This window comes from Micromonospora sp. NPDC049048 (assembly GCF_043197615.1).
Lineage (GTDB): Bacteria > Actinomycetota > Actinomycetes > Mycobacteriales > Micromonosporaceae > Micromonospora.
Map to the genome: position 1 here is coordinate 114,133 of NZ_JBICTM010000005.1, position 20,903 is coordinate 135,035.

Annotated in this window: 20 protein-coding genes; 12 read left to right on the forward strand and 8 right to left on the reverse strand. The window is 75.9% G+C overall.

Annotated elements, in window-relative coordinates:
- Positions 1-40: 40 nt before the first annotated feature.
- The 6 genes from ACGFIG_RS17485 (at position 41) to ACGFIG_RS17510 (ending at position 5,421) form a co-directional block, all read left to right on the forward strand.
- Positions 41-1,000 (forward strand): hypothetical protein, encoded by a 960-nt coding sequence (locus ACGFIG_RS17485; protein WP_393003984.1) that lies wholly within the window; start codon positions 41-43, stop codon positions 998-1,000.
- Positions 1,000-1,857 (forward strand): spermidine synthase, encoded by an 858-nt coding sequence (locus ACGFIG_RS17490; RefSeq protein WP_393003986.1) that lies wholly within the window; start codon positions 1,000-1,002, stop codon positions 1,855-1,857. Before ACGFIG_RS17485 ends, ACGFIG_RS17490 begins: the two co-directional genes overlap by 1 nt.
- 111 nt (positions 1,858-1,968) lie before the next feature.
- Entirely contained in the window at positions 1,969-2,667 is a 699-nt protein-coding gene (locus ACGFIG_RS17495; protein WP_393003988.1) for a sigma-70 family RNA polymerase sigma factor, read from the forward strand.
- A complete protein-coding gene (locus ACGFIG_RS17500; RefSeq protein ID WP_393003990.1) occupies positions 2,664-3,443 on the forward strand; it encodes an anti-sigma factor family protein in 780 nt (259 codons plus the stop codon). The genes ACGFIG_RS17495 and ACGFIG_RS17500 overlap by 4 nt, the downstream gene beginning before the upstream one ends.
- A gap of 266 nt (positions 3,444-3,709) precedes the next feature.
- Entirely contained in the window at positions 3,710-4,345 is a 636-nt protein-coding gene (locus ACGFIG_RS17505; RefSeq protein WP_393003992.1) for a hypothetical protein, read from the forward strand.
- Between the two features lie 155 nt (positions 4,346-4,500).
- Positions 4,501-5,421, forward strand: a complete 921-nt coding sequence (locus ACGFIG_RS17510; RefSeq protein WP_393003994.1) for a DNA-3-methyladenine glycosylase family protein — start codon at positions 4,501-4,503, stop codon at positions 5,419-5,421.
- A gap of 129 nt (positions 5,422-5,550) precedes the next feature.
- Here the strand turns inward: ACGFIG_RS17510 and ACGFIG_RS17515 are convergent, their stop codons facing one another.
- The gene (locus tag ACGFIG_RS17515; RefSeq protein WP_393003996.1) at positions 5,551-6,054 is read right to left on the reverse strand and encodes a DUF1990 family protein; all 504 of its coding nucleotides are present in this window, start codon (positions 6,052-6,054) and stop codon (positions 5,551-5,553) included.
- Between the two features lie 85 nt (positions 6,055-6,139).
- On the opposite strand from ACGFIG_RS17515, the gene ACGFIG_RS17520 reads away from it, so the two are divergent.
- Positions 6,140-6,634: a GNAT family N-acetyltransferase gene (locus ACGFIG_RS17520; protein ID WP_393003998.1), complete on the forward strand. Its 495-nt coding sequence runs from the start codon at positions 6,140-6,142 to the stop codon at positions 6,632-6,634.
- Here ACGFIG_RS17520 and ACGFIG_RS17525 read toward each other — a convergent pair.
- Positions 6,609-7,031, reverse strand: a complete 423-nt coding sequence (locus tag ACGFIG_RS17525; protein ID WP_393004000.1) for an SRPBCC family protein — start codon at positions 7,029-7,031, stop codon at positions 6,609-6,611. The two genes, ACGFIG_RS17520 and ACGFIG_RS17525, sit on opposite strands and share 26 nt — an antisense overlap.
- A gap of 242 nt (positions 7,032-7,273) precedes the next feature.
- On the reverse strand, positions 7,274-7,486 hold the full coding sequence (locus ACGFIG_RS17530; protein ID WP_393004002.1) for a hypothetical protein: 213 nt from the start codon (positions 7,484-7,486) through the stop codon (positions 7,274-7,276).
- A gap of 136 nt (positions 7,487-7,622) precedes the next feature.
- Here ACGFIG_RS17530 and ACGFIG_RS17535 point away from each other — a divergent pair, with 136 nt between their 5' ends.
- From ACGFIG_RS17535 to ACGFIG_RS17545, 3 genes are all read left to right on the forward strand, one after another.
- Complete coding sequence (locus ACGFIG_RS17535; protein ID WP_393004004.1) at positions 7,623-8,735, forward strand: ATP-dependent DNA ligase; 1,113 nt, start codon at positions 7,623-7,625, stop codon at positions 8,733-8,735.
- Positions 8,736-8,768: 33 nt separating this feature from the next.
- A complete protein-coding gene (locus ACGFIG_RS17540) occupies positions 8,769-10,358 on the forward strand; it encodes an alpha/beta hydrolase (RefSeq protein WP_393004006.1) in 1,590 nt (529 codons plus the stop codon).
- Positions 10,359-10,419: 61 nt separating this feature from the next.
- Positions 10,420-10,872 carry a GNAT family N-acetyltransferase gene (locus ACGFIG_RS17545; protein ID WP_393004008.1) on the forward strand — a complete coding sequence of 151 codons (453 nt, stop codon included), beginning with the start codon at positions 10,420-10,422 and terminating at the stop codon, positions 10,870-10,872.
- A 203-nt stretch (positions 10,873-11,075) separates the two neighbouring features.
- Here ACGFIG_RS17545 and ACGFIG_RS17550 read toward each other — a convergent pair whose 3' ends face one another.
- The 4 genes from ACGFIG_RS17550 to ACGFIG_RS17565 all read right to left on the reverse strand — a co-directional run bounded on the left by ACGFIG_RS17550 (position 11,076) and on the right by ACGFIG_RS17565 (position 18,808).
- Entirely contained in the window at positions 11,076-11,801 is a 726-nt protein-coding gene (locus ACGFIG_RS17550) for an ABC transporter ATP-binding protein (protein ID WP_393004693.1), read from the reverse strand.
- Between the two features lie 68 nt (positions 11,802-11,869).
- Entirely contained in the window at positions 11,870-12,868 is a 999-nt protein-coding gene (locus ACGFIG_RS17555; protein ID WP_393004010.1) for an ABC transporter ATP-binding protein, read from the reverse strand.
- Between the two features lie 2 nt (positions 12,869-12,870).
- On the reverse strand, positions 12,871-15,579 hold the full coding sequence (locus ACGFIG_RS17560) for an FtsX-like permease family protein (RefSeq protein ID WP_393004012.1): 2,709 nt from the start codon (positions 15,577-15,579) through the stop codon (positions 12,871-12,873).
- Positions 15,580-15,619: 40 nt separating this feature from the next.
- Complete coding sequence (locus tag ACGFIG_RS17565) at positions 15,620-18,808, reverse strand: FtsX-like permease family protein (RefSeq protein ID WP_393004014.1); 3,189 nt, start codon at positions 18,806-18,808, stop codon at positions 15,620-15,622.
- Between the two features lie 205 nt (positions 18,809-19,013).
- Between ACGFIG_RS17565 and ACGFIG_RS17570 the strand changes: the two genes are divergently transcribed.
- The gene (locus tag ACGFIG_RS17570) at positions 19,014-19,307 is read left to right on the forward strand and encodes a hypothetical protein (protein ID WP_393004016.1); all 294 of its coding nucleotides are present in this window, start codon (positions 19,014-19,016) and stop codon (positions 19,305-19,307) included.
- A gap of 77 nt (positions 19,308-19,384) precedes the next feature.
- Here the strand turns inward: ACGFIG_RS17570 and ligD are convergent, their stop codons facing one another.
- Entirely contained in the window at positions 19,385-20,410 is a 1,026-nt protein-coding gene (ligD, locus tag ACGFIG_RS17575) for a non-homologous end-joining DNA ligase (protein WP_393004018.1), read from the reverse strand.
- 47 nt (positions 20,411-20,457) lie between these two features.
- On the opposite strand from ligD, the gene msrB reads away from it, so the two are divergent.
- Positions 20,458-20,871 carry a peptide-methionine (R)-S-oxide reductase MsrB gene (msrB, locus tag ACGFIG_RS17580; RefSeq protein ID WP_393004020.1) on the forward strand — a complete coding sequence of 138 codons (414 nt, stop codon included), beginning with the start codon at positions 20,458-20,460 and terminating at the stop codon, positions 20,869-20,871.
- Positions 20,872-20,903 lie beyond the last annotated feature (32 nt).

The window sequence follows — 20,903 nt, forward strand, 5'->3', positions numbered from 1 at the left end:
GCCGCGGCGCCCCGGCGCCCGCGACGGAAGGATCGCTGCGGTGACCGACCCCCGGTTCTTCGTCGACGCCTGGGATCCGGCGTACGGCGCCTCGCTCGAGGCGGCCGGCGACGGTCCCGCCGCGCAGAGCAGCGCCCAGGTCGACCCGGACGCCGAGCTGCCGGCGGTCGACTGGCGGGCGATCGGGCCCCGCGCGGGCGTCCGCGCCCCCGACGTGGTGCTGCTCGTCGACGGCGTACGCCGCATCGACGCGAGCGTGTGGACGGCCGAGGAGGACGGCGCGTCCTTCCCCGGCCTCGCCGCGTCGTACGCCGCCGGGGTGGTCCGCTGCGACCTGGAGCGCGGCGCGGCGCAGCTGGCCGGCGCGCGGGTGGGTCGGGGGCTGTTCACCGCCAGTCCCTCCGCCGTGGACGTGGTGGCGGGCAGCGTCCGCTACCCGGTGCACCGGGTCAGCGGCACGGGCGAACTGAACAAGCTCCCCGCCGCCGTGCAGGGGCCGCTGACGGCGCTGGAGGTGGAGGTCTCGGGGGCGGCCCGCACGGACGGCGACCTGCTGGTGGTGGACGGCCCGCTGCGCAACCGGCGGCAGCTGCCGCGCACCCTCGGCTACGTCAAGGCGCAGCATCGCCACTACCTCGACGCCCGGCTCACCGCCGTGGTCACCGGCTTGGCCGCCGGCGAGCGTTCCCCGGTGTTCAAGCTCGGCACGGCCTGGGGCGGCTGGTCGTGGTACCTGCGGCTGCCGGTGGCCCTCGGCGCGCCGTGGGCGGGCATCGTCCGGGTGGAGTGCTCCGCCGAGCTGAGCGTCGACGAGGCGGTCAGCCTGGCCGACCTGTCGCTGGTCACGCTGCCCCGGTTCGCCTCCACCCCCTACAAGGACCCGCGCGCGCCACAGAACCTGATCCCGATCGCCGGCCTGGAACGCCGGCTGCGCGCGCTGCTCGGCGACGCGCGGCTGCTGCACCGGGTGCTCACCACCGCCGCCCGGGCCCGGCGCTGATGGGCCGCAGACGGGCGGCCGACACGGTGGCCGCGCAGGTGGACACCGGCCAGGCCGAGCTGGTGCCCGATCCGGACCGGCCGGGGTCGTGGACGCTGCTGCTCGACGGCGCCCCGCAGTCGCACGTGGACCTGACCGATCCCACGCACCTGGAGTTCGAGTACGTCCGGCGCCTCGCCGCCGCGATCGACCTGCTGGCCCCGGCCGGCGCGCCGCTGCGGGTGCTGCACCTCGGCGGGGGCGCGTTGACCCTGCCCCGCTACGTGGCGGCCAGCCGGCCCGGCTCCACACAGCGGGTGGTCGAGGTGGACGGCGCGCTGGTGGAGCTGGTCCGCCGTGCCCTGCCGTGGCCGTCGGACCCACGGCTCAAGGTGCGGGTGGCCGACGCCCGCGCGGTGCTCGCCGCCAGCCGGGACGCCAGCTACGACGTCGTGGTCGCCGACGTCTTCGCCGGTGCCCGGACGCCGGCCCACCTGACCTCGGTGGAGTACGCCGCCGAGGTGGCCCGCGTGCTGCGTCCCGCCGGCTTCCACCTGGCGAACGTCGCCGACGGCCCGCCGCTGCGCCACGCCCGGGCGCAGGTCGCCACCCTCCGGTCGGTGCTGCCCCGGGCCTGCCTCGTCGGCGACGCGGCGGTGCTGCGCGGGCGTCGTTACGGCAACCTGGTGCTGGTGGCCGGCCGGATCGAGCCGCCGGTGCCGGAGCTGACCCGGCGGGCCGCCGGGGACTGGTTTCCCGGGCGCGTGCTGGCCGGCGAGGAACTCGACCGCTTCGCGGGCGGCGCGGCGGTGGTCCACGACGCGGACGCCACCGACTCCACCCCGCCGCCGCCCGGAATCTTCTCCGTCCGCCGTTGACCGGAATCTTTTCCGTCCACCGTTGATCCGTTGGCCCGGGCACCGCGTACCACCGGGCGGCCGTGCCCGCGCGGGGGGACGGCCGATGTCATCGGACACGCGGAGGTCTGCATGCATGCGGTGGCGGCGGCCGGTTGGCCCGGCGACAGGGCGCGACCGGACTGGATGTCCGCGCGGTCCCAGTCCCGGCCGGGGGCGTCGACCGGCGGGGTCGACGCCCGCGAGGTGCCTCGCCAGAATGGGCCGGTGACGCCGAAATCCGCTCCCGGGCGCCACCAGGCGGCACCGTCCACCGAGGCGGGTCACTCGGACCGGCTGATCCGGCTGCTCTACGCCGAGCACGCGGGGGCGCTGCTGGCGTTCGTCATGCGGCTCACCGGCGGCGACCGGCAGCGGGCGGAGGACATCGTCCAGGAGACGCTGCTGCGGGCGTGGCGCAACGCGCACCGGCTCGGCGCGCAGGGGCAGGGTTCGCTACGGCCGTGGCTGGTCACGGTGGCCCGCCGCATCGCCATCGACGAGCACCGCAGCGGGCAGGCCCGCCCGGCCGAGACGTACGACCGGGACCTGACGGCGTTCGCCGAGGCGGACAGCACCGACCGGGTGCTGCGCACGATGACGGTGGCGGACGCGCTGCGTACGCTGAGCCAGTCGCACCGGGAGATCCTGGTGGCCACGTACTTCCGGGGTCGGACGGTGCCGGAGGCGGCCGAGGAGCTGGGACTTCCGCTCGGCACGGCCAAGTCGCGGGTCTACTACGCGCTGCGCGCGCTGCGCACCGCTCTGCAGGAACGGGGGGTGACGGAATGAGCCGGGCGGACCACATGGACGTCGCGGCGTACGCGCTCGGCGTGCTGGACGAGCGCGACACGGAACGGTTCGAGGAGCACCTCGCCACCTGCTGGGCGTGCGCCGCCGAGCTGGAGACGATGGTGCCGGTCGTCGGCCTGCTCTCCGACATCGACGGCGAGACGATGGCCGCGCTGGAGCAGACCCGTACCGACCCGGCCCTGCTGGACCGGACGCTGGTCGCGGTCCGCGCCCACCGGCGGCGCAACCGCATCCGGCACCTGCTCGCCACGGCCGCCGCGGTGCTGGTCCTCGGTGGGCTGACCGGGCTCGGCCTCGTCAGCGTCGTCGGCGGCGACGCGCCTGAGGTGGTGGCCGAGCCGACCGCCACCACACGGGTTCCGCCACCCACGGCCAGCAGGTCCAGCGACCCGAACGACCCGAACATCGGCGGGACGCTGCCCGAGGGCGACCCGGTCAACGTCGTCGACCCGACCACCGGGGTCGAGGCGACCTTCTTCGTCGCGTCGAAGGAGTTCGGCACGGGCGTGGACTTCATCCTCGCCAAGCTGCCCGGGCCCCGGACGTGCCGGCTCGTCGTGGTGCGGCGCAACAACAGCACCGAGGTGGTCTCGACCTGGTCGGTGCCGGGCACCGGGTACGGCACCAACGCGCGTCCCGACAAGCTGAGCCTGTCGGCGTCGACGTCGACGCGGCTCGTCGACATCAAGCAGTTCCAGGTGCAGTCGGTGGACGCCGGCGGGGTGGCGAGCCCGCTGGTCACCGTGCAGATGTAGCACTCCGTCGCGGAACCGGCGCCGGCCAGCACCACGGCCGGCGCCGACAACGCGTCGCCGTTTCTCCGGCAGTGCGTCCTCATTTCCCGGCGGCGCCGTCGCCGTTTCTCCGGCAAGCGACGTGGCGGAACCGCCTCGTCGCGGGAAACGGATTTCCGGCCCGTTCGGTTCAACCATTCTGCGTGACATCGACCACGCTTTCGCATTCAACGTCGGCAGGGCTCTCTCCGTATTGACCGGTGAACCGCCATCACCGAGGAGGGCACGTGGCACAGATGAAGCGAACCGTCGTCGTGGCGAGCGCGCTGGTCGCGTTGACGGCCTGCGCTCCCGCGGGTTACGACGGGGCGAACCCGGATGCGGCCAACCCGGTCGCCGTGACCGCCGCCGAACCCACCGCGGCGGCCGAGCCCTCGGTCTCGCCGTCCCCCGTCGCCGACGCGCCACCCGCCGACGCGGACCTGACCGAGGAGCTCAACGGCAAGAAGGTCACCCGGATGGGCAGCGTCGTCACCGACCAGGACGGCTGGATCCTCTACCGCTTCGACAAGGACACCAACGACCCGCCCTCGTCGAACTGCGTCGACACGTGCGCCCAGGTGTGGCCGCCGGCGCTGACCGACGGCAACCCCGAGCTCAACGGTGTCTCCGACGACAAGGTCGGCACCGTCACCCGCCAGGACGGCACCCGGCAGATCACCCTCGGCGGCTGGCCGCTCTACCGCTACGTCGGCGACAAGAAGCCCGGCCAGTGGAAGGGCCAGGGCGTCGGGGGCACCTGGTTCGTGGTCGCCCCGGACGGCAGGAAGAACCTCAGCTGCCTGCCGAAGGGCACCCCGAAGCCGGTCGCCCCGCCGGCCGACCAGCAGTCCGGCCAGGGCGACTCGAACTACTCGTACTGACCGCACCGGACCGGTGGCCGGTCGCCGCCGGGGAGGGCGCGGCCGGTCACCGCGCCGGGCTCCTCGTCGAACGGCGGCGACGGCAACCACCCGCGCTACGCGGGCCCGGCGGTGGTGTCGCCGGTCACGGGGCCGGGACGTGGCAGCATGTGCGGGTGACCGGGACCGAACCCACCGCGCGTCGGGAGCTGCGCCCGCCCACCGGGTACCGGCTGGCCGCGTCGGTCCGGGCGCTGACCTTCAGCCCGTACGACCCCTGCGCGCGCGTGGCGGCCGGCACCTTCTGGTGGGCCACCCGCACCCCGGACGGGCCGGCGACCCTCGCCCTGCGGCCGTCCGGCGGCGTCCTGCTGGCCGAGGGCTACGGTCCGGGCGCCGAGCGGGTGGTGCAGCGGGCGGACGCGATCGCGGGGCTGCGCGACGACGTCACCGGGTTCGCGGCGCTCGCCGCCGCCCACCCGGTGGTGGCGCGGCTCGCGGCCCAGCACCGGGGGCTGCGGCTGCCGGCCACCGGGCAGGTCTTCCGCCATCTGCTGCGGGCGGTCTTCGAGCAGAAGGTCACCGGCAAGGAGGCCTACCGGGCGTACGCGGCGACGGTGCGGCACTTCGCCGAGCCGGCGCCCGGTCCGATGCAGCCGCTGCTGCTGCCGCCGGACCCGGCCGCGGTGGCCGCCACCGGGTACTGGGTGTTCCACCCGTTCGGCGTGGAGCAGCGCCGCGCCGAGACGCTGCGCCGGGTGGCGGCCGTCGCGGACCGGCTGGAGCGCTGCGCTGACTCCGCCGAGGCCACCCGCCGGCTCACGGCCATCGCCGGCATCGGCCCGTGGACCGCCGCCGAGGTGGTACGCGTCGCCTACGGGGACCCGGACGCGGTCAGCGTCGGCGACTTCCACGTGCCGAACACGGTGGCCTGGGCGCTGGCGGGCGAGCCGCGCGGCGACGACGCCCGGATGCTGGCGCTGCTGGAGCCGTTCCGGGGGCACCGGGGGCGGGTCTGCGTGCTGCTGGCGGCCGGCGGTGTCCAGGCGCCGAAGTACGGCCCGCGGATGCCGATCCGCTCCTTCGCCCGGTTCTGAGGCGGGACGTCGGTCCGGGGCGGCGCGGTGTCCTGCTCGGGCGCACCCGGCGCGAGGTGAGCGCCGGGCCGGGCGGTGGGAGGTGAGCGCCGAGGGCCGGGGCGGCGCGAGGTGAGCGCCGGGCTCGGGTCAGCGGCGGGCGCAGAGCCGGCGCAGGGTGCGCCCGAGCCACCAGGCGTACGCCCGCTGGAAGGCCCGACCGGCCGGCCCCGCGACGCGCATGACCCAGCGGTCCGGGCGGCTGAACGCGACCACCTCGAACCAGACGTGGCCGGCGGGGTCGCGGCTGACCACGAACGCCTCCTCGCCGCGCGCCGGGTGCCCGGGCAGCGTGCCGTACCCGAAGCCGGCCCGCCGCCCGTCGTCGACGACCCAGACCACCTCGCAGGGCGCGGCCAGCCGCAGCGGGCCGACGCCCAGGCCGGAGACGACCCGGACCCCGGGCGCGGCCCGCCCGGCGTCGGCGTCGATCCGGATGCCGGCCGCCCGGTGCAGGCGCCAGCCGAGCACGGCGTCCCCGGCCGTTCGGAAGCAGGAGTCGGGCAGCCGCACCCGGTGCCGCACGTGCCGCCAGCCGGCCGGCAGCTCGCCGGTCTCGGTGGCGCCGACGTGCGGATAGGTCAGTGCCGGCACGGCGCACCCCCACGGCTCGACGGGACACCGCCAGCGTACGGGCGGCACTGGCGGCCCGCCCGACGGCCTGTGGTTGTCTGTCGGGGTGATCATCGAGCCGCGGATCGCCCCCGCCGACGTCTCCGACGCCGGCGAGATCCTCACCGTGCAGCGCGCCGCGTACCTCACCGAGGCACAGCGCTACGCCGATCCCTTCCTGCCCCCGCTGACCGAGACCCTGGACGAGGTACGGGCCGCGCTGGCGGGCCCGGCGACGGTGCTCACCGCCCGGCTCGGCGACCGCCTGGTCGGTTCCGTCCGGGCACACGTCGACGGCGACACCGCGCACGTCGGCCGGCTCTCCGTCGCGCCGGACCAGCAGGGCCGGGGCGTCGGCGGGCGGCTGCTGCGCGCCGTGGAGGCGGCCTGCGCCGCCCGGGTACGCCGCTTCGCGCTCTTCACGGGCGCCGACAGCGAGCAGAACCTGCGGTTGTACCACCGGCACGGCTACCGGGTGGTCGGGCACCGGCCGGACCCGAACGGCATCCGGCTCGCCCTGCTGGAGAAGGCGGTGGTCAGTCCCGCTCGCAGCGACGCCTGAGCCCGTCGGCCTCCAGCCGCAGGTAGCGGCGCGTCAGGTCGCCGTAGAGCCAGCCGACGGGCCCGGCCAGCGGCCCGGACTGCGTGAGGGCCAGCTCCACGCGGCTGCGCCCGCCGGGTAGCGGCAGCACCCGGTGCTCGCCGAGGGTGCGCACCCCCGGGGCGTTCGACACCCAGGAGAACGACCGCCCCTCGGTCAGCTCGGTGACCCGCCACACCGCCGGCCGCAGCTTCGGCTGCTCCAGCCGGGCGGTGGCGCCCACCACGAGTGGCCCCGCCTCACCCCGTAGCGCCCGGCGCACCGAGGGCGTCCACTCCGGCCACCGCTCGACGTCCACCAGCGCCGCCCAGACCCGTCCCGCCTCGGCGGCCACCTCCGTACCGGCCTCGAACCGCATCGCGCCCCCTCCCCGTGGCGACGCCCGGCGGCGCCGCTGCCCGTCTCGACGACGCTGCCGCACGGATCGTGACCGCGGCAAGCACCCGGGCTCCACCCGTCGGCCGGCGCACTCCACGTCGCCGACCGCCGCGTCGCCGCCGGCGGGTCGCTTCCCGCCGGCCGGCCGGTCCCCACCGCCGCCTGGTCGCGCCGCGGGTCCGTGGTGACGGGGGGCGCCCGCCGGGGTCGGCCGCCGCCGGGTCAGGCGACCTCGCGCAGGTCGGCCAGCCCGAGGGGGGTACGCCGGCGCAGCAGCTCCTCCAGCTCCGCCACCGAGCCGACCTCGCCGAGCACGTCCTTGCCCCCGCCGAACTGGCGCGGATAGCGGCGCACCAGGCGGTACCGGTAGCGCCCGCGAATCAGCTCGACGCTCACCCGCCACCGCCCGCAGCACCCGCAGACCCACTCCGACACCCCGCGAAAGTAGCTCTGACCTGGGGTTTTCCGATTCGCCCGGTACGGCACGAGCGGCGCTCGGCGGGACACGCCGCCCGTTCACCGGCAGTGATCCGCCTCACCACTGTCGGTGCGGTCTGGTTGACTGGTCGCCGTGAAGCTGCCGATCAGTCCGCCGGTCGAGCCGATGCTGGCGAAGAGCGTCCCGCGGGTCCCCACCGCGCCCGGGATGACCTACGAGCCGAAGTGGGACGGCTTCCGGTGCATCGTGTTCCGCGACGGCGACGAGGTGGAGCTGGCCAGCCGGGGCGGCAAGTCGATGACGCGCTACTTCCCGGAGGTGGTCGAGCAGGCCCGCCGCCAGCTGCCCGAGCGGTGCGCGGTCGACGGCGAGCTGATCGTCATCCGGCGCGACGGTCCGGGCGGGCAGCCCCGGCTCGACTTCGAGCTGCTGGCCCAGCGCGTCCACCCGGCCGCGTCGCGGGTGAAGCTGCTGGCCGAGACCACGCCGGCCGACTTCGTCGCCTTCGACCTGCTCGCCCTCGACGACGAGACGTTGCTCGGCGAGCCCTACCCCCGGCGTCGGGCCCGGCTGGAGTCGGCGCTGGCCGGGGTCCGCCCGCCGGTGCACGTCACGCAGGTCACGACCGACGTCGACACCGCGCACCGCTGGTTCGACGTCTTCGAGGGCGCCGGCCTGGACGGTCTGATCGCCAAGCCGGCCGACCTGCCCTACGAGCCGGGCAAGCGGCTCATGTTCAAGGTCAAGCACGCCCGCACGGCCGACGTGGTGGTGGCCGGCTTCCGCTGGCACAAGTCCGGCCCGGTGGTCGGCTCGCTCCTGCTCGGCCTCTACGACGACGGCGGGGTCCTGCACCACGTCGGGGTGAGCGCGTCGTTCACCATGGCCCGCCGCGCCGAGCTGCTGGAGGAGCTGGAGCCCTACCGCGACGTCGGCGCCGACCACCCGTGGGTGCACGGCGACCACGAACGCGGTCAGCGCCTGCCCGGCGGGGTGAGCCGTTGGACGGGCACGCGCAACCTCGAGTGGGAGCCGCTGCGCCCCGAACTGGTGGTCGAGGTCGGCTACGACGCCATGGAGGGCGACCGGTTCCGGCACACCGCCCGGTTCGTCCGCTGGCGGCCCGACCGCAAACCGCAATCCTGCCGCTACGACCAGCTCGAGCGACCCGTACGGTTCGATGTGGACCAGGTGCTGCGCGGCGATCCCACGGTGACCACGGGCTCCGCCGCCGGTCCGGCGTAACCTGGCCGTCGACCCGATCACGGAGGCTCGCTCGTGACCCGCACCCCCGACCGGATCCGCCGGTTCCGGCTCACCCTCGCCGGGCTGACCGCCGCCGCGCTGGTCGCCGCCGGCTGCACCCTCCCGGCGATCGCGCCCCGCACCGAGACAGGTGGTGCGGCCGCCGAACTCGGGGCGGCGCCCACGTGGCGGGCCTGCCCCGGGGTGGCCGAGGAGTTGGTCGGGCGCCAGGCGCCGGACATGCGCTACGAGTGCGCGCGGATCAAGGTGCCGCGCAACTGGGGCACGGGTGCGACTGGCGGCGCCGCGACCGGTCCGGGTGCCGGGCAGACCTTCGAGATCGCGCTGCTGCGGGCCCGGTCGACCAAGCAGCGCGACCGGATCGGCTCGCTGGTCGTCAACCCGGGCGGGCCCGGCGGCTCCGGCGTGGACACGGCCGTCTACCTCTCCTTCGGCCCGGCGTTCGGCGGCCTGCCGACCTCGATCACCGACCGGTTCGACATCGTCGGCTTCGACCCGCGCGGGGTGTCCCGGTCCAGCCCGGTCAAGTGCATCCCCGACGCCGACCTGGACGCCAGCTTCGGCTACGACCCCGATCCGCAGAGCCAGGAGTCGTTCGACGGCTTCGTCACGCTCAGCCAGCGGATCGGGCGCGGCTGCGGCGACCGCTACGGCGACCAGTTGCCGCTCTACGGCACCGAGCAGGCCGCCCGGGACATGGACGCGGTCCGCGCCGCCGTCGGCGACGACAAGCTGACCTACCTCGGCTACTCCTACGGCACCCTGCTCGGCGCCACCTACGCCCAGCTCTATCCGCAGCGCGTGCGGGCGCTGGTGCTCGACGGCGCGGTCGACCCCCGGCAGGGCCTGGTCGCCGCCTCGGAGGGCCAGGCCAAGGGCTTCGAGCGGGCCTTCGGCAACTTCACCACGTGGTGCGCGGCCAACGCCGGGCGCTGCCCCATCGCCCCGGACGCCCGGGCCGCGGTCACCTCGGCGATCGACAAGGCCCGGGTGTCGCCGGTACGCGGGGACGACGGCCGGGAGGCCACCGCGGGCTGGGTCTTCTACGCGATCATCTCGTCGCTCTACACCGAGTCGGGGTGGCAGGAGTTGGCGCGCGCCATCGACGAGCTGGAGGGCGGCGACCCGGAGGAGGTGTTCCGCCTCGCCGACGCGTACGCCGACCGGGACGCCGACGGGCACTACTCGAACATGTTCGACGCCAACCTGGCGGTCAACTGCGCCGACGAGGACGAGAAGCCGAGCCGGGAGCGGATCCGGCAGCTCCAGTCGCAGTGGCGGGCGCAGTACCCGCTGTTCGGTCCGTCCCTGGCCGTCGGCATGCTCTCCTGCACCGAGTGGCCCGGGGGTCGCGACCCGTACCCGACGGGCCGCGCCGACGGGGCGCCGCCGATCCTGGTGGTGGGCACCACCGGCGACCCGGCGACCCCGTACGAGCAGACGGGCGCGTTGGCCGCGATGCTCGGCGTGGGCCGGGTGCTCACCTGGGAGGGCGAGGGGCACACCGCCTACCCGCAGACCTCCTGCATCACCGAGGCCGTCGACGGCTACCTGATCGACCTGACCGTGCCCAGGGAGGGGCTGCGCTGCCCGGCCCGCTGACCGGCCGCCGCGGCGGCGGCGCCCGTCCGGCGGCCCGGACCACTGTGCCACGCTGGGCGGCATGAGTGACGTGATCTTCCGCGAGGCCGTCCGGGCCGACCTGCCCGCCGTCGTCGCCCTGCTCGCCGACGACGTGCTCGGCAGGACCCGCGACCTCACCGAGGTCGACGCCGCCTACGAGAAGGCGTTCGCCGACATCGACGCCGACCCGCGCAACCAGCTCATCGTCGCCGAGGGCGACGACGGGGTGCTCGGCTGCATGCAGCTGACCTACATCCCGGGTCTGGGCCGGCACGGCGCCGAGCGGCAGCTGATCGAGGCGGTCCGGGTCCGCTCCGACCTGCGCGGGCGCGGCGTCGGCCGGCAGATGATCACCTGGGCGATCGACCAGGCCAAGCGGCGTGGCTGCGCCCTGGTCCAGCTCACCACCGACAAGACCCGGCACGACGCCCACCGCTTCTACCTCAACCTGGGCTTCCTCCCCAGCCACGAGGGCATGAAGCTCCCCCTCTGAGCCCTCTTCCAAGGTCCTCCGAACCACTCGCCCCTCGCCCCTCGCCCCTCGCCCCTCGCCCCTCGCCCCGGCGATCATGCAGTTGTGGTGCCCGACAAATAGGGACAAAGAGCGGATAACTCCCACCACAACTGCATGATCGACGCGAGCGGGGGTGGGGCGGGGCGAGAGGCGGGGGCGACGGGCGGGCGGGGGTGGGTGGGTCAGGTGGGGAGGAGGTGGCCGTCGCGGAGGGTGAGGACGCGGTCGGCCAGGTCGATCAGGGCCGGATCGTGGGTGGCGACCAGCGCGGTCATGCCACGGGCGTGCACGACTGCCCGGAGCAGGTCCATGATCGAGCGGCCGGTCTCGGAGTCGAGCTGGCCCGTGGGCTCGTCGGCGATCAGGAGGTCCGGCTCGTTGGCCAGGGCCCGCGCCACCGCCACCCGCTGCTGCTGTCCGCCCGAGAGCTCGTAGGGGCGCTGGCCCGCGTGCCCGCCGAGGCCCACCAGCTCCAGCAGCACCGCCACCCGCTCCTCCCGTTCGGCCGCCGGGACCCGCGCCAACCGCAGCGGTACGCCGACGTTCTCGGCGGCGGACAGGATCGGCACCAGCCCGAAGGTCTGGAACACGAAGCCGACCGTGCCGCGCCGGAGTTCCAGCAGTTCCTTCTCACCGGCACCGGTGACGTCGTGCCCGGCGACCACCACGCGGCCCGAGTCCGGCCGGTCCAGCCCGCCGACCAGGTTCAGCAGGGTCGTCTTGCCCGCCCCGGAGCGCCCCCGCACGGCGACCAGTTCGCCCCGCCCGGCCGAGAACGACACGTCCCGTACGGCGTGCACGGCGTGCTCGCCGCGGCCGAACGTGCGGTTGATCCCCTCCACCCGGACCACCTCGTCGACGACCGTCGCACCCGCCGCCCCGCCGGTGGTCCGCGTGCCCGCCGCCACACCGCCGGTGGTCCGCGCGCCCGCCGCCGTCCCGGCCGGCCGGCCGTCCGACGTCACGTCCAACTCGCTCACTGCTTGGCCTCCCGCTCGTCCTGCGCCCGGTCGCCCGGCCGCACTTCCACGTGGTCCGGTTCCAGGTTGAGCCGCACCCGGTCGCGCAGCGACAACGCGTCCACGAACGGCGCCGGCAGCTGCAACCGGCCACTGCGGTCCAGCACGGCGTACTCCTCACTGACCAGTTCGGTGCTGCCGTCGGCGCCGATCCGCGCGGTCCGGCGTACCTCCGAGGCGGTCCGGCCGTCGCGGATCGCGACGGTCCGACGGACCTGGGTGGCCACGGCGTGGTCGTGGGTGACCACCACGACGGTGACGCCCAGCTCGGCGTTGATGGTGCGCAGCGCCCCGAAGACGTCGGCGCCGGTCGCCTCGTCCAGCTCACCGGTCGGCTCGTCGGCGAAGAGCACCTCGGGATCGTTGGCCACCGCCACCGCGACCGCGCAGCGCTGCTGCTCGCCGCCGCTGAGCTGGGCGGGCCGCCGGTCGGCGAGGTGCCCCACCCCGACCATGTCGAGCAGCTCGCGGGCCCGCTCGCGGTGGGACCGCCGACCGCCCGGCCGCCCGGCGAGGCGCATCGGCAGCTCGACGTTCTCCAGCGCCGACAGGTACGGCAGCAGGTTGCGGCCGGTCTGCTGCCAGACGAAGCCGACCATCTTCCGCCGGTAGCTCAGCCGCCGCCGCGCGGAGAGGTTGAGCAGGTCGTAGTCCCCGACGCGGGCGATGCCGGCGGTGGGTGTGTCGAGCCCGGAGAGGATGTTCAGCAGCGTCGACTTGCCGGAACCGGAGGCCCCCACGATCGCCACCAGCTCGCCCCGGTCGATGACCAGGTCGAGCCCCTGCAGGGCGACCACCTCCACCCCCTCGGTCTTGAAGATCCGGACCAGCCCGTCGCAGACGATGTGCCCGCGCAACCGGTCCCGGCCACCGGCCCGCTCCGCCGCACGCTGGGCGGCGCGCTGTTGCAGGGCGGCCAGATCCGGCACGGCGGTGGTCTCCGCGGTAGCGGTCATTGTCAGTTCTCCTCTCCGAGCCGGAGCACCTCACCGAGGCGCATCCGGCGGTTGTTCAGGGCCTCGACGGTGACCGCGAAGGCGAGGGCGAGCGCACCGAGCGCGACGACGGCGGCCACCAGGGAAGGCTCGAACGCCACCCGGACCGCCACGCCGTCGGTGAAGGCGGACAGGCCGAGCACCGGGGTGAGCAGCAGCGGCAGGGCCGTGCCGACCAGCGCGCCGGTCACCACCGAGGCGCCCACCAGCGGGGCCAGCTCCACCAGCAGCAGCCCGCGCCACTGGCGTCGGGACAGGCCGAGGGTACGCAGCCGGGACAGCACCTGGCCCCGCTCCCGGGCGCCGGCCAGCACCGTGAAGGCGATCGCGAGCAGGCCGAGCGCCGTCCCGCCGCCGGCACCGGCGGCGAAGCCGAAGGCGAGGACCCCGTTCGCGCCGCCCTCGCCCACCTGCCGGCGGGTCTCCGCGTAGGTCAGCACCTCCACGCCGCGCGGGGGCGCCTTCCCGGTCACCGTCCCGCCGGTCTGGAAGCGGGACTGCCCCGCGTCGCCGGCCCGGCGCAGGGCCTCGGCGTCCAGCCCGTCGCCGGCCACCAGGAAGCCGGTCGGCACGGCGGCGTAGTCGCGGCGGGGCAGGGACTGCCAGGGCAGGACGACGAAGCGGCCACCGTCCGCGCGCAGCAGCGGGAAGCTCTCCGCCCGCTCGGCGACCCGGAACTCGTACCGCTGGCCCTGGGCGCTGACGAAGGCGGAGTCGGCCAGGCCGGCGGCGGCCAGCTCGGCGGCGACGGTCGGGGAGACCACGGCGGGCAGCGGCCCGGTTCCCCCGGCGGGGGCGAGCAGCGCCGCCGGCACCGTCACGTCGACGTCGGCCTGCCGCGCCATCCGGGCCAGGGCGGGGCCGTCCACCATGAGCACCGTCACCCCACCGAGCCGGGTGTCGGTGCCGTCCGCGTCCTTCGCCAGGCGCTGGCCCGCCTCGTGCAGCACGGGGCTCGCGGCGCGCACCCCCGGCAGCCGCTCCAGCTCGGCGCCCGTGTCCGGGGCGATCCGCTCCCCCAGGATCAGGGCGTCGGCGGGGACCGTCCGGCTGGCGGCCCGGTCCCGGCTCGCCTCGATCCCGGCGGCCGTCACCGCGCAGAACGCCGCCGTCGCGATGGCCAGCACCACGACCACCAGCGGTACGGCGACGACCGACCGGCCGGCCCGCGCGGTGCCCAGGAAGGCGACGCTGCCCCGGGCCCGGGCGGCGAGCCGGCTGACCAGCCGCAGCGGCCACGGGTACAGCCGCATCGCGACGACCGCCGCGGCGACGGCCAGCAGCACCGGGACCGACACCAGCAGCGGGTCGACCTCGCCGGGGGTGAGGCCGCGGCGGCGCAGCAGCACGACCGCCAGCGCGGCGAGGACCAGCAGGCCCGCCTCCACCGTGAGTCGACGCGCGGTGGGGCGCGAGCGGACCAGGTCGCGCCGCCCGACGCCGCCGGTGGACGCGACGAGGGTGGCCACCGGCGGCGCCGCCGCCACCAGCACGGTCGCGACGACGGCGAGCCACAGGGTCTGACCGGACGCCCCGGGGGCGAGACCGCCGAGCAGCCAGCCGAGCACGGCGGCGGGCAGCACCACCAGCAGCGTCTCGGCGAGGCTGCGGCCCGCGCTCGTGGTGCTCGCCCCGCCCCGGGCCCGCAGCAGGGTGAACTCCGCCCGGCGCCGGCGCACCAGCAGCCCGGCGGCCAGCACGACGAGCCCGGCCAGCGTGGCCAGTACGCCGGCGGCGATCACCCCGAGCACCGTCCGGGCGCTGTCCACCTCGGCGGCGAACTGCCGCAGCGGGATGTCCAGCCCCTGGACGAGGTTGCGCCCGACCGCCTCCCGGGTCAGCTGCTGGAGGCCGTCGATCACCTTGTCCAGCTCGCGGGCGTCGATCCCGTCGGCGCCCAGCCGGTAACGCCAGCCGAACGTCAGCGGCCAGCCGGCGGCGGCCTGGCGGTTCAGCGCGGCGGCGTCGACGACCCCGACGCCGATGAAGGGTTGGGCGTCCCCGGGCGGCTCCACGACACGCAGCAGCGGCGGCAGGCCGTCCCAGAACCCGTCGGCGCCGTCGCGGGGTTGGAAGAGACCGACCACGGTGAGCGGCACGCGGGGCGGGGCATCGGGCGAGACCGGTCCCGGCGGGGCGAGGGTGAGCCGGCTGCCGACCCGCAGGTTCAGCTTGCCGGCGACCTCCGCGGCGATTGCCACCTGCACCGGCTGGTCCTTCGGCGCGTCGGCCGGCCAGCGCCCCTCGACGATCGTGCCGGCCTCCTCGATGCCGGGCACCGCCCGCAGCCCGAGATCGACCAGGAGGTTCTCCGCCGCCAGGTCCGGGCCCCGCACCCTGCCGGCGGGGGTCTCGGCGGAGAACCACCGCTGCTCGACCATCCGCCGGACGACCGGCGGCATCCGGCTCTCCAGCGCCGCCAGGTCGGCCTGGTGGGCGGGCACCAGGGCGCCGCCGTCCGTCGCCATGACCGGTCCGGTCGAGTACGCCACGTCCCGCTGCTGCGGCGCCACGGTGTCCAGGTGCGCCCGCAGGCCCTGCTGGGTGTGCCCGTTGACGACCCTGGGCACCCCGCTGATCACCAGCGTGACGACCAGTGCCAGCGCCGCGAGCAGCAGGAACTGCCCGCCGTACGCCCGCACCCGGCGCGCGACCGACCCGATGCTCACCACGCCGTGTCTCCGTTCCCGCTCGTCCGTACGCTCCACCCGGTCACCGGTCTCCCCCGATCCGCAGCTGTGCCACGGCCACCCGCTGCCGGATGCCGAGGGCGATGAACGCGCTGAAGGCGAGGGCCGCCAGCAGCAGGCCGACCGCGGTCAGGCCGATGGGCAGCCAGGGCAGCACGAAGGCCGCCTCGGGCACCGGCCGGCCGGCGGACGGCGTGAGGATGACCAGCGGGGCCATGGTCGCGCCGACGGCGGCGCCCAGCAGCAGGCCCACGCCGACGCCGATCCCGGCCAGGAAGGTCTGCTCGGCCAGCAGGGCGCGGGCCAGCAGCCGAGGGCTGGCGCCGAGCGTGTGCAGTACGGCGAACTCCCCCAGCCGGTGCCGGGCGGTCGCCCAGACGTCGACGATCAGACCGACCAGGGCCAGCAGCACCGAGCCGAGCGCGGCGGCGAGCAGCCCCGTGCGGGCCCCCTGCCAGTACGGGTCGTCGGCGGAGCGCTCGGCCACCGCCCGCCGGTCGAGCAGCGTGGTGTCGGGCAGCCCGGCCGCCGCGCCGGCCGCCTCGGCGTGCCTGTCGCCGTCGGTGCTCAGCCACCACTCCGCGACGGGCCGGACGCCGCCCCGGTCCCGGATCAGCCACTGCGCCGCCGCCGGCAGGTCCAGCAGCACGCCCGCGCCGGCGGTGGACGGCACCGCGGCCAGCTCGCCGACCAGGGTGACCGGCAGCGTCGCGCCGGACAGCACGAGGTCGACCGTGTCGCCGGTGCGCAGGCTCAACGCGTCGCGCACGGCCCGGGTCATCAGCGCGGGTACCGGCCGGTCCTCGCCGGCCGGCACCACGGCGAACCGGCTGGGCGGCTGGAACGCGAACCGGCCACCCGCCCGGAAGTCGATCGGCCACTCCGCCCGCAGGCCGGCGGCCGTGACCGCCACGCCGACCGGATCGCGCTGGCCGTCGACGGCCACCCACTGACCGTCCAGCGCCGCCGGTGCGGCCGCGCCGTCGGCGCCGACCAGCCGCAGGTCCGACACCTCCATGCGGTACTCCCGCCCCCGCGCGCTCCCGCTGTCGAGCTCGAAACCGGACAGTCGCAGGGGACCTTCCCCGGCGGGGACGGCCACCGTGAACGGCGTGGGCCGGCCGTCGCTGTCGCCGCTGCCCGCCGGCAGCCGGAAGGCCAGCCCGTCCGCCCGGGTCAGCAGCACCCAGAAGCCGATCCGGTGCGGCGTGACGGCGTCGCGCACGGGGGTGCGTACCGTGCCGGTGAGCGACCGGGTGCCGGCGGGCAGCTCCAGGCCGGTCGGCGCGACGCGCGCCCGGGCCAGCCGGTCGAGCAGCGCCGGGGCCGGCTCGTCGGTCAGCCGCTCGTTGAGGCGCAGCACGTCGGCCGCGGCCGCGGCGTCGAGGCTCACCACCGTCGTCGGCAGGTCGGCGCGGCCGAGGCGGATCTCGTCCCGCCAGGCCGGCAGCGCCGCGCCGACGCCGGGCAGCGCGGCGAGCTGACCGGCCCGCTCGTCGGGCGCCACGCCGCTGCGCTCGACCACCCGCAGGTCGGCGCCGACGGTGTGGTCGGCCTGGTCGGCCTGCGACAGCTCGCCCGTCGTCACCAGCGACCAGGCCAGGGTGCTGCCGCCGACGGCGAGGGCGAGCAGCAGCACCGGGCCGGCGTGCGGGCGCCGCCCCGCCTGCCACATGCCGAACATGGTCGCGGTCCACGGTCTGCGGTCGACGAACCGCTCGGCGAACCGGGTCGCGGGCGGCAGCAGCCGCAGCGCCACGACAGCTCCGGCCAGCACGCCCAGCGTCGGCGCGGCGACCAGCAGCGGGTCCACCCCGAGCCGGCCGGCCGCCCCGGCGACCGGCGACGAGTACTGGCGCAGCTGGGTCCAGGCCAGCACCGCGAAGCCGACCAGCACCAGGTCGAGGCTGGCGCGTTGGACGCTCGCGGCGCGGGTGGGGCGGGACCGGGCCGCCATGTCGGCGACGTACGTGCCGGCCCCCCGCAACGTGGGGACGACCATCGCGACGAGGCAGCCGGCGGCGGTGGCGGCCGCGGCGGCCCAGACCAGCGTGGTGTCGCCGGGCTGGAGCGTCAGCGGGGCCGCGGCGTTGACGTGCCGCAGCGCCTCGGCGGCGATCAGGGGGCCCAGCACCCCGGCGGGCAGGACGACCAGGGCCGCCTCGCGGGCCGCCAACCCGGCCAGTTGCCGCCGCGCGGCGCCCCGGGCCCGGAGCAGTGCGGTCTGGCTGCGCCGGTCCTCGTGCAGCAGGGCGGCGACCAGCACCAGCGCGTACCCGCCGAGGACGACGATCAGCAGCAGCGGGGTGGCCAGCGAGGAGCGGCCCACCAGGTCGGCCCGGGTGACCCGGTCGAGGAGCCGGTCGATCGCCGTGACGGTCTGGCCGGAGGAGCCCAGCCCGGCCGCCTCGGGCACCTCGGCGAGGGCCGCGGCCACCTCCTGCCGCACGTCGGGCAGCCGATTCGCGCCGGCCGCCGCGACGAGGTCGGGGGCGACGACCCAGGACACCGACACCGAGCCCGGGTAGGTGGCGACGAAGTCCGCCGGGTCCAGCACGAACGGCCCGTACGACGTGCCGGACTCCGCGGCGCTGCCGGCCCCGATCCCGGGCGCCAGCCACCAGTACGGGTCGGCCGGGTCGCGGGGCTGCCAGGTGCCGACGAGCACCACCGTGCTCCGCTCGCCGGAGCGGCGGTCCAGCATGGGCACCTGGTCGCCGGTGGCCATCCCGAGCGCGCCGGCGACCTTCCCGGGCAGCGTGACCTGAAGCGGCGCGGCGCCCGGGGTGGGCCAGGCGCCGCTGGTCAGCTCGGCGTGGCGGGGCAGGTCGTCGAGGGTCGCCAGGTTGGCGAAGACGGGGTCGTCGCCGTCGCGGACGACGGGGCCGAGGTCACCGGTCAGCTCACGGCCACCGCCGTACCGGGCGGCGTCGACGGTGACCGGCGTGCCGCCGAGGCGGGCGACGAACCCGTCGCGGATCGCCCGGTCCCGGGTGGCGAACTCGGCCGCGTCGCGACCGCTCGTGCCGCTCACCAGGAGGCTGCGCTCCTCGACCGGCGCCCCGCCGAGCAGGGCACGCTGGCCCGCCTCGACGGCCCGCCGGTTGTAGTCGGACAGCCCGGTGACCAGCGCGACCGCCACCAGGGCCGCGACCACCGCGGCGAGCAACAGCCCACGCGCCTCGCGGGCCCGCCTCCACACCAGCTTCATCCGACGCCCTCCCATGGCCCGTGGTCGGGCCGACGACCAGGGAGAGCGGCGACGGTCCGGGAAAGGTTCGCGCCCGTTACTTGATCGTTATCCGGCGATGCCGGTGCGGCCCCCGACGACGGCCGGGCTGTCGCCGGCCCGTCCGCCGCCCCCACGCGACGCGGGCGGCGACGGCGGGATGGCATGGATGTGCTTCCATCACCGGATGGAGATTGCCCTCACCGTCCTGATGGTGGCCCTCGTCGCCCTGCTCGCCGCCCAGCTGCCGGGCAGGGCCGAGCAGGTGCGGACCGCGTACCGGCTCGGCGAGATCGAGCGCCGGCTCCGCCTGGTGATGGACCAGCTGGGCGTGATGGACACCTCGCCCCTGCCGGCGGAGGTGCGGGAGCACCTGGCCCGGGGCGACAAGATCAAGGCGATCGCCGCGTACCGGAAGGCGACCGGTGCGGACCTGCGCTCGGCCAAGGAGGCCGTGGAGACGTACGGGGGCCAGCACTGACGCTCCCCTGCCGCCGGCGCAGGGCGTGACAGGCCACAGTGGCCGCGAGGCGGGACGGTGCTTGCGAGGCGGGACGGTCAGCGGGGCCGGTCGCGGTCCTTGGAGGGCTGCACGCGCTTCGGCTCGCCGGGCATCTTCGGATGGTCCGGCGGGTAGGGCATGTCGCCCTGACCGCCCGCGTCGTCGCGGTCGGCCCACTCCAGCAACGGGGTGATGTCCCACGCGGTGTCGTCGATGCCGGCGTGCGGGTCACCGCGCTCGGCCAGCCGCGCCGGGACCGTACGCAGGTCGAAGTCGTCCGGGTCGACGTCGGGCAGCTCGTCCCAGGTGACCGGGGTGGACACGGTGGCCCGGGCGTTGGCCCGCAGCGAGTACGCGCAGGCGATCGTGCGGTCGCGGGCCATCTGGTTGTAGTCGACGAAGACGCGCTCGCCCCGCTGCTCCTTCCACCAGGCGGTGGTCACCAGCTCCGGCCGGCGCCGCTCCAGCTCGCGGGCCAGCGCGATGGTGGCCCGGCGCACCTCGGTGAACGTCCAACGTGGCGCGATCCGCAGGTAGACGTGCAGGCCACGGCCGCCGGAGGTCTTCGGCCAGCCGGTGACGCCCAGTTCGTCGAGCAGCCCGCGCAGCTCGGCCGCGGCGGAGACGGCGTCGGCGAAGTCGGTGCCGGGCTGCGGATCGAGGTCGATGCGCAGCTCGTCGGGGCGGTCGACGTCGGCGGCACGCACCGGCCACGGGTGGAGGACGATGGTGCCCATCTGGGCCGCCCACGCCACGTGGGCCAGGTCGGCCGGGCAGAGTTCGGCCGCGCTGCGGCCGCTCGGGAAGCTGATGGTGGCCGTCCGCACCCACGGCGGCACGCCTCGGGCGGGCACCCGTTTCTGGAAGAACGCCTCCCCCTCGACGCCCTCCGGGAAGCGCTGCAACGTGGTGGGACGGTCGCGCAGGGCGCGCATGATGCCGTCGCCCACCGCGAGGTAGTAGTGGAAGACGTCCGCCTTGGTGAAGCCGCGCTGCGGGAAGATCACCCGGTCGGGGCTGGTCAGCCGGACGTCGTGCCCGGCCACCTCGATCTGTTCGGCCGCGGCCTTCGTGCCACCCATTGCGCGACCATATGCCACACCCCCGACGTCCGGCGTACCGTTGACGGGTGAGTCTTGACGAGAGTGAACTGCCCCGTACCGAGGAAGAGTGGCGGGTCCGGCTCAGCCCCGAGGAGTTCCGGGTGCTGCGGGAGGCCGGCACCGAACGCCCGTGGACCGGCGAGTACGTCGACACGAAGACGCCGGGGATGTACCGCTGCCGGGCCTGCGGCGCGCAGCTCTATCCCAGCGACACCAAGTTCGACTCGCACTGCGGGTGGCCCAGCTTCGACGACGCCATCCCGGGCGCGGTCAAGGAGGTCGAGGACAACAGCCTCGGCATGTCCCGCACCGAGATCCGCTGCGCCCGGTGCGACAGCCACCTCGGTCACGTCTTCCGGGGCGAGGGCTTCACCCCGAAGGACACCCGGCACTGCGTCAACTCCGTCTCCATCCGGCTGGAGCCGCGCGCCGACGCCTAGCCCCGGCCGCGTCACCGCGCGGGGCCAGGCGT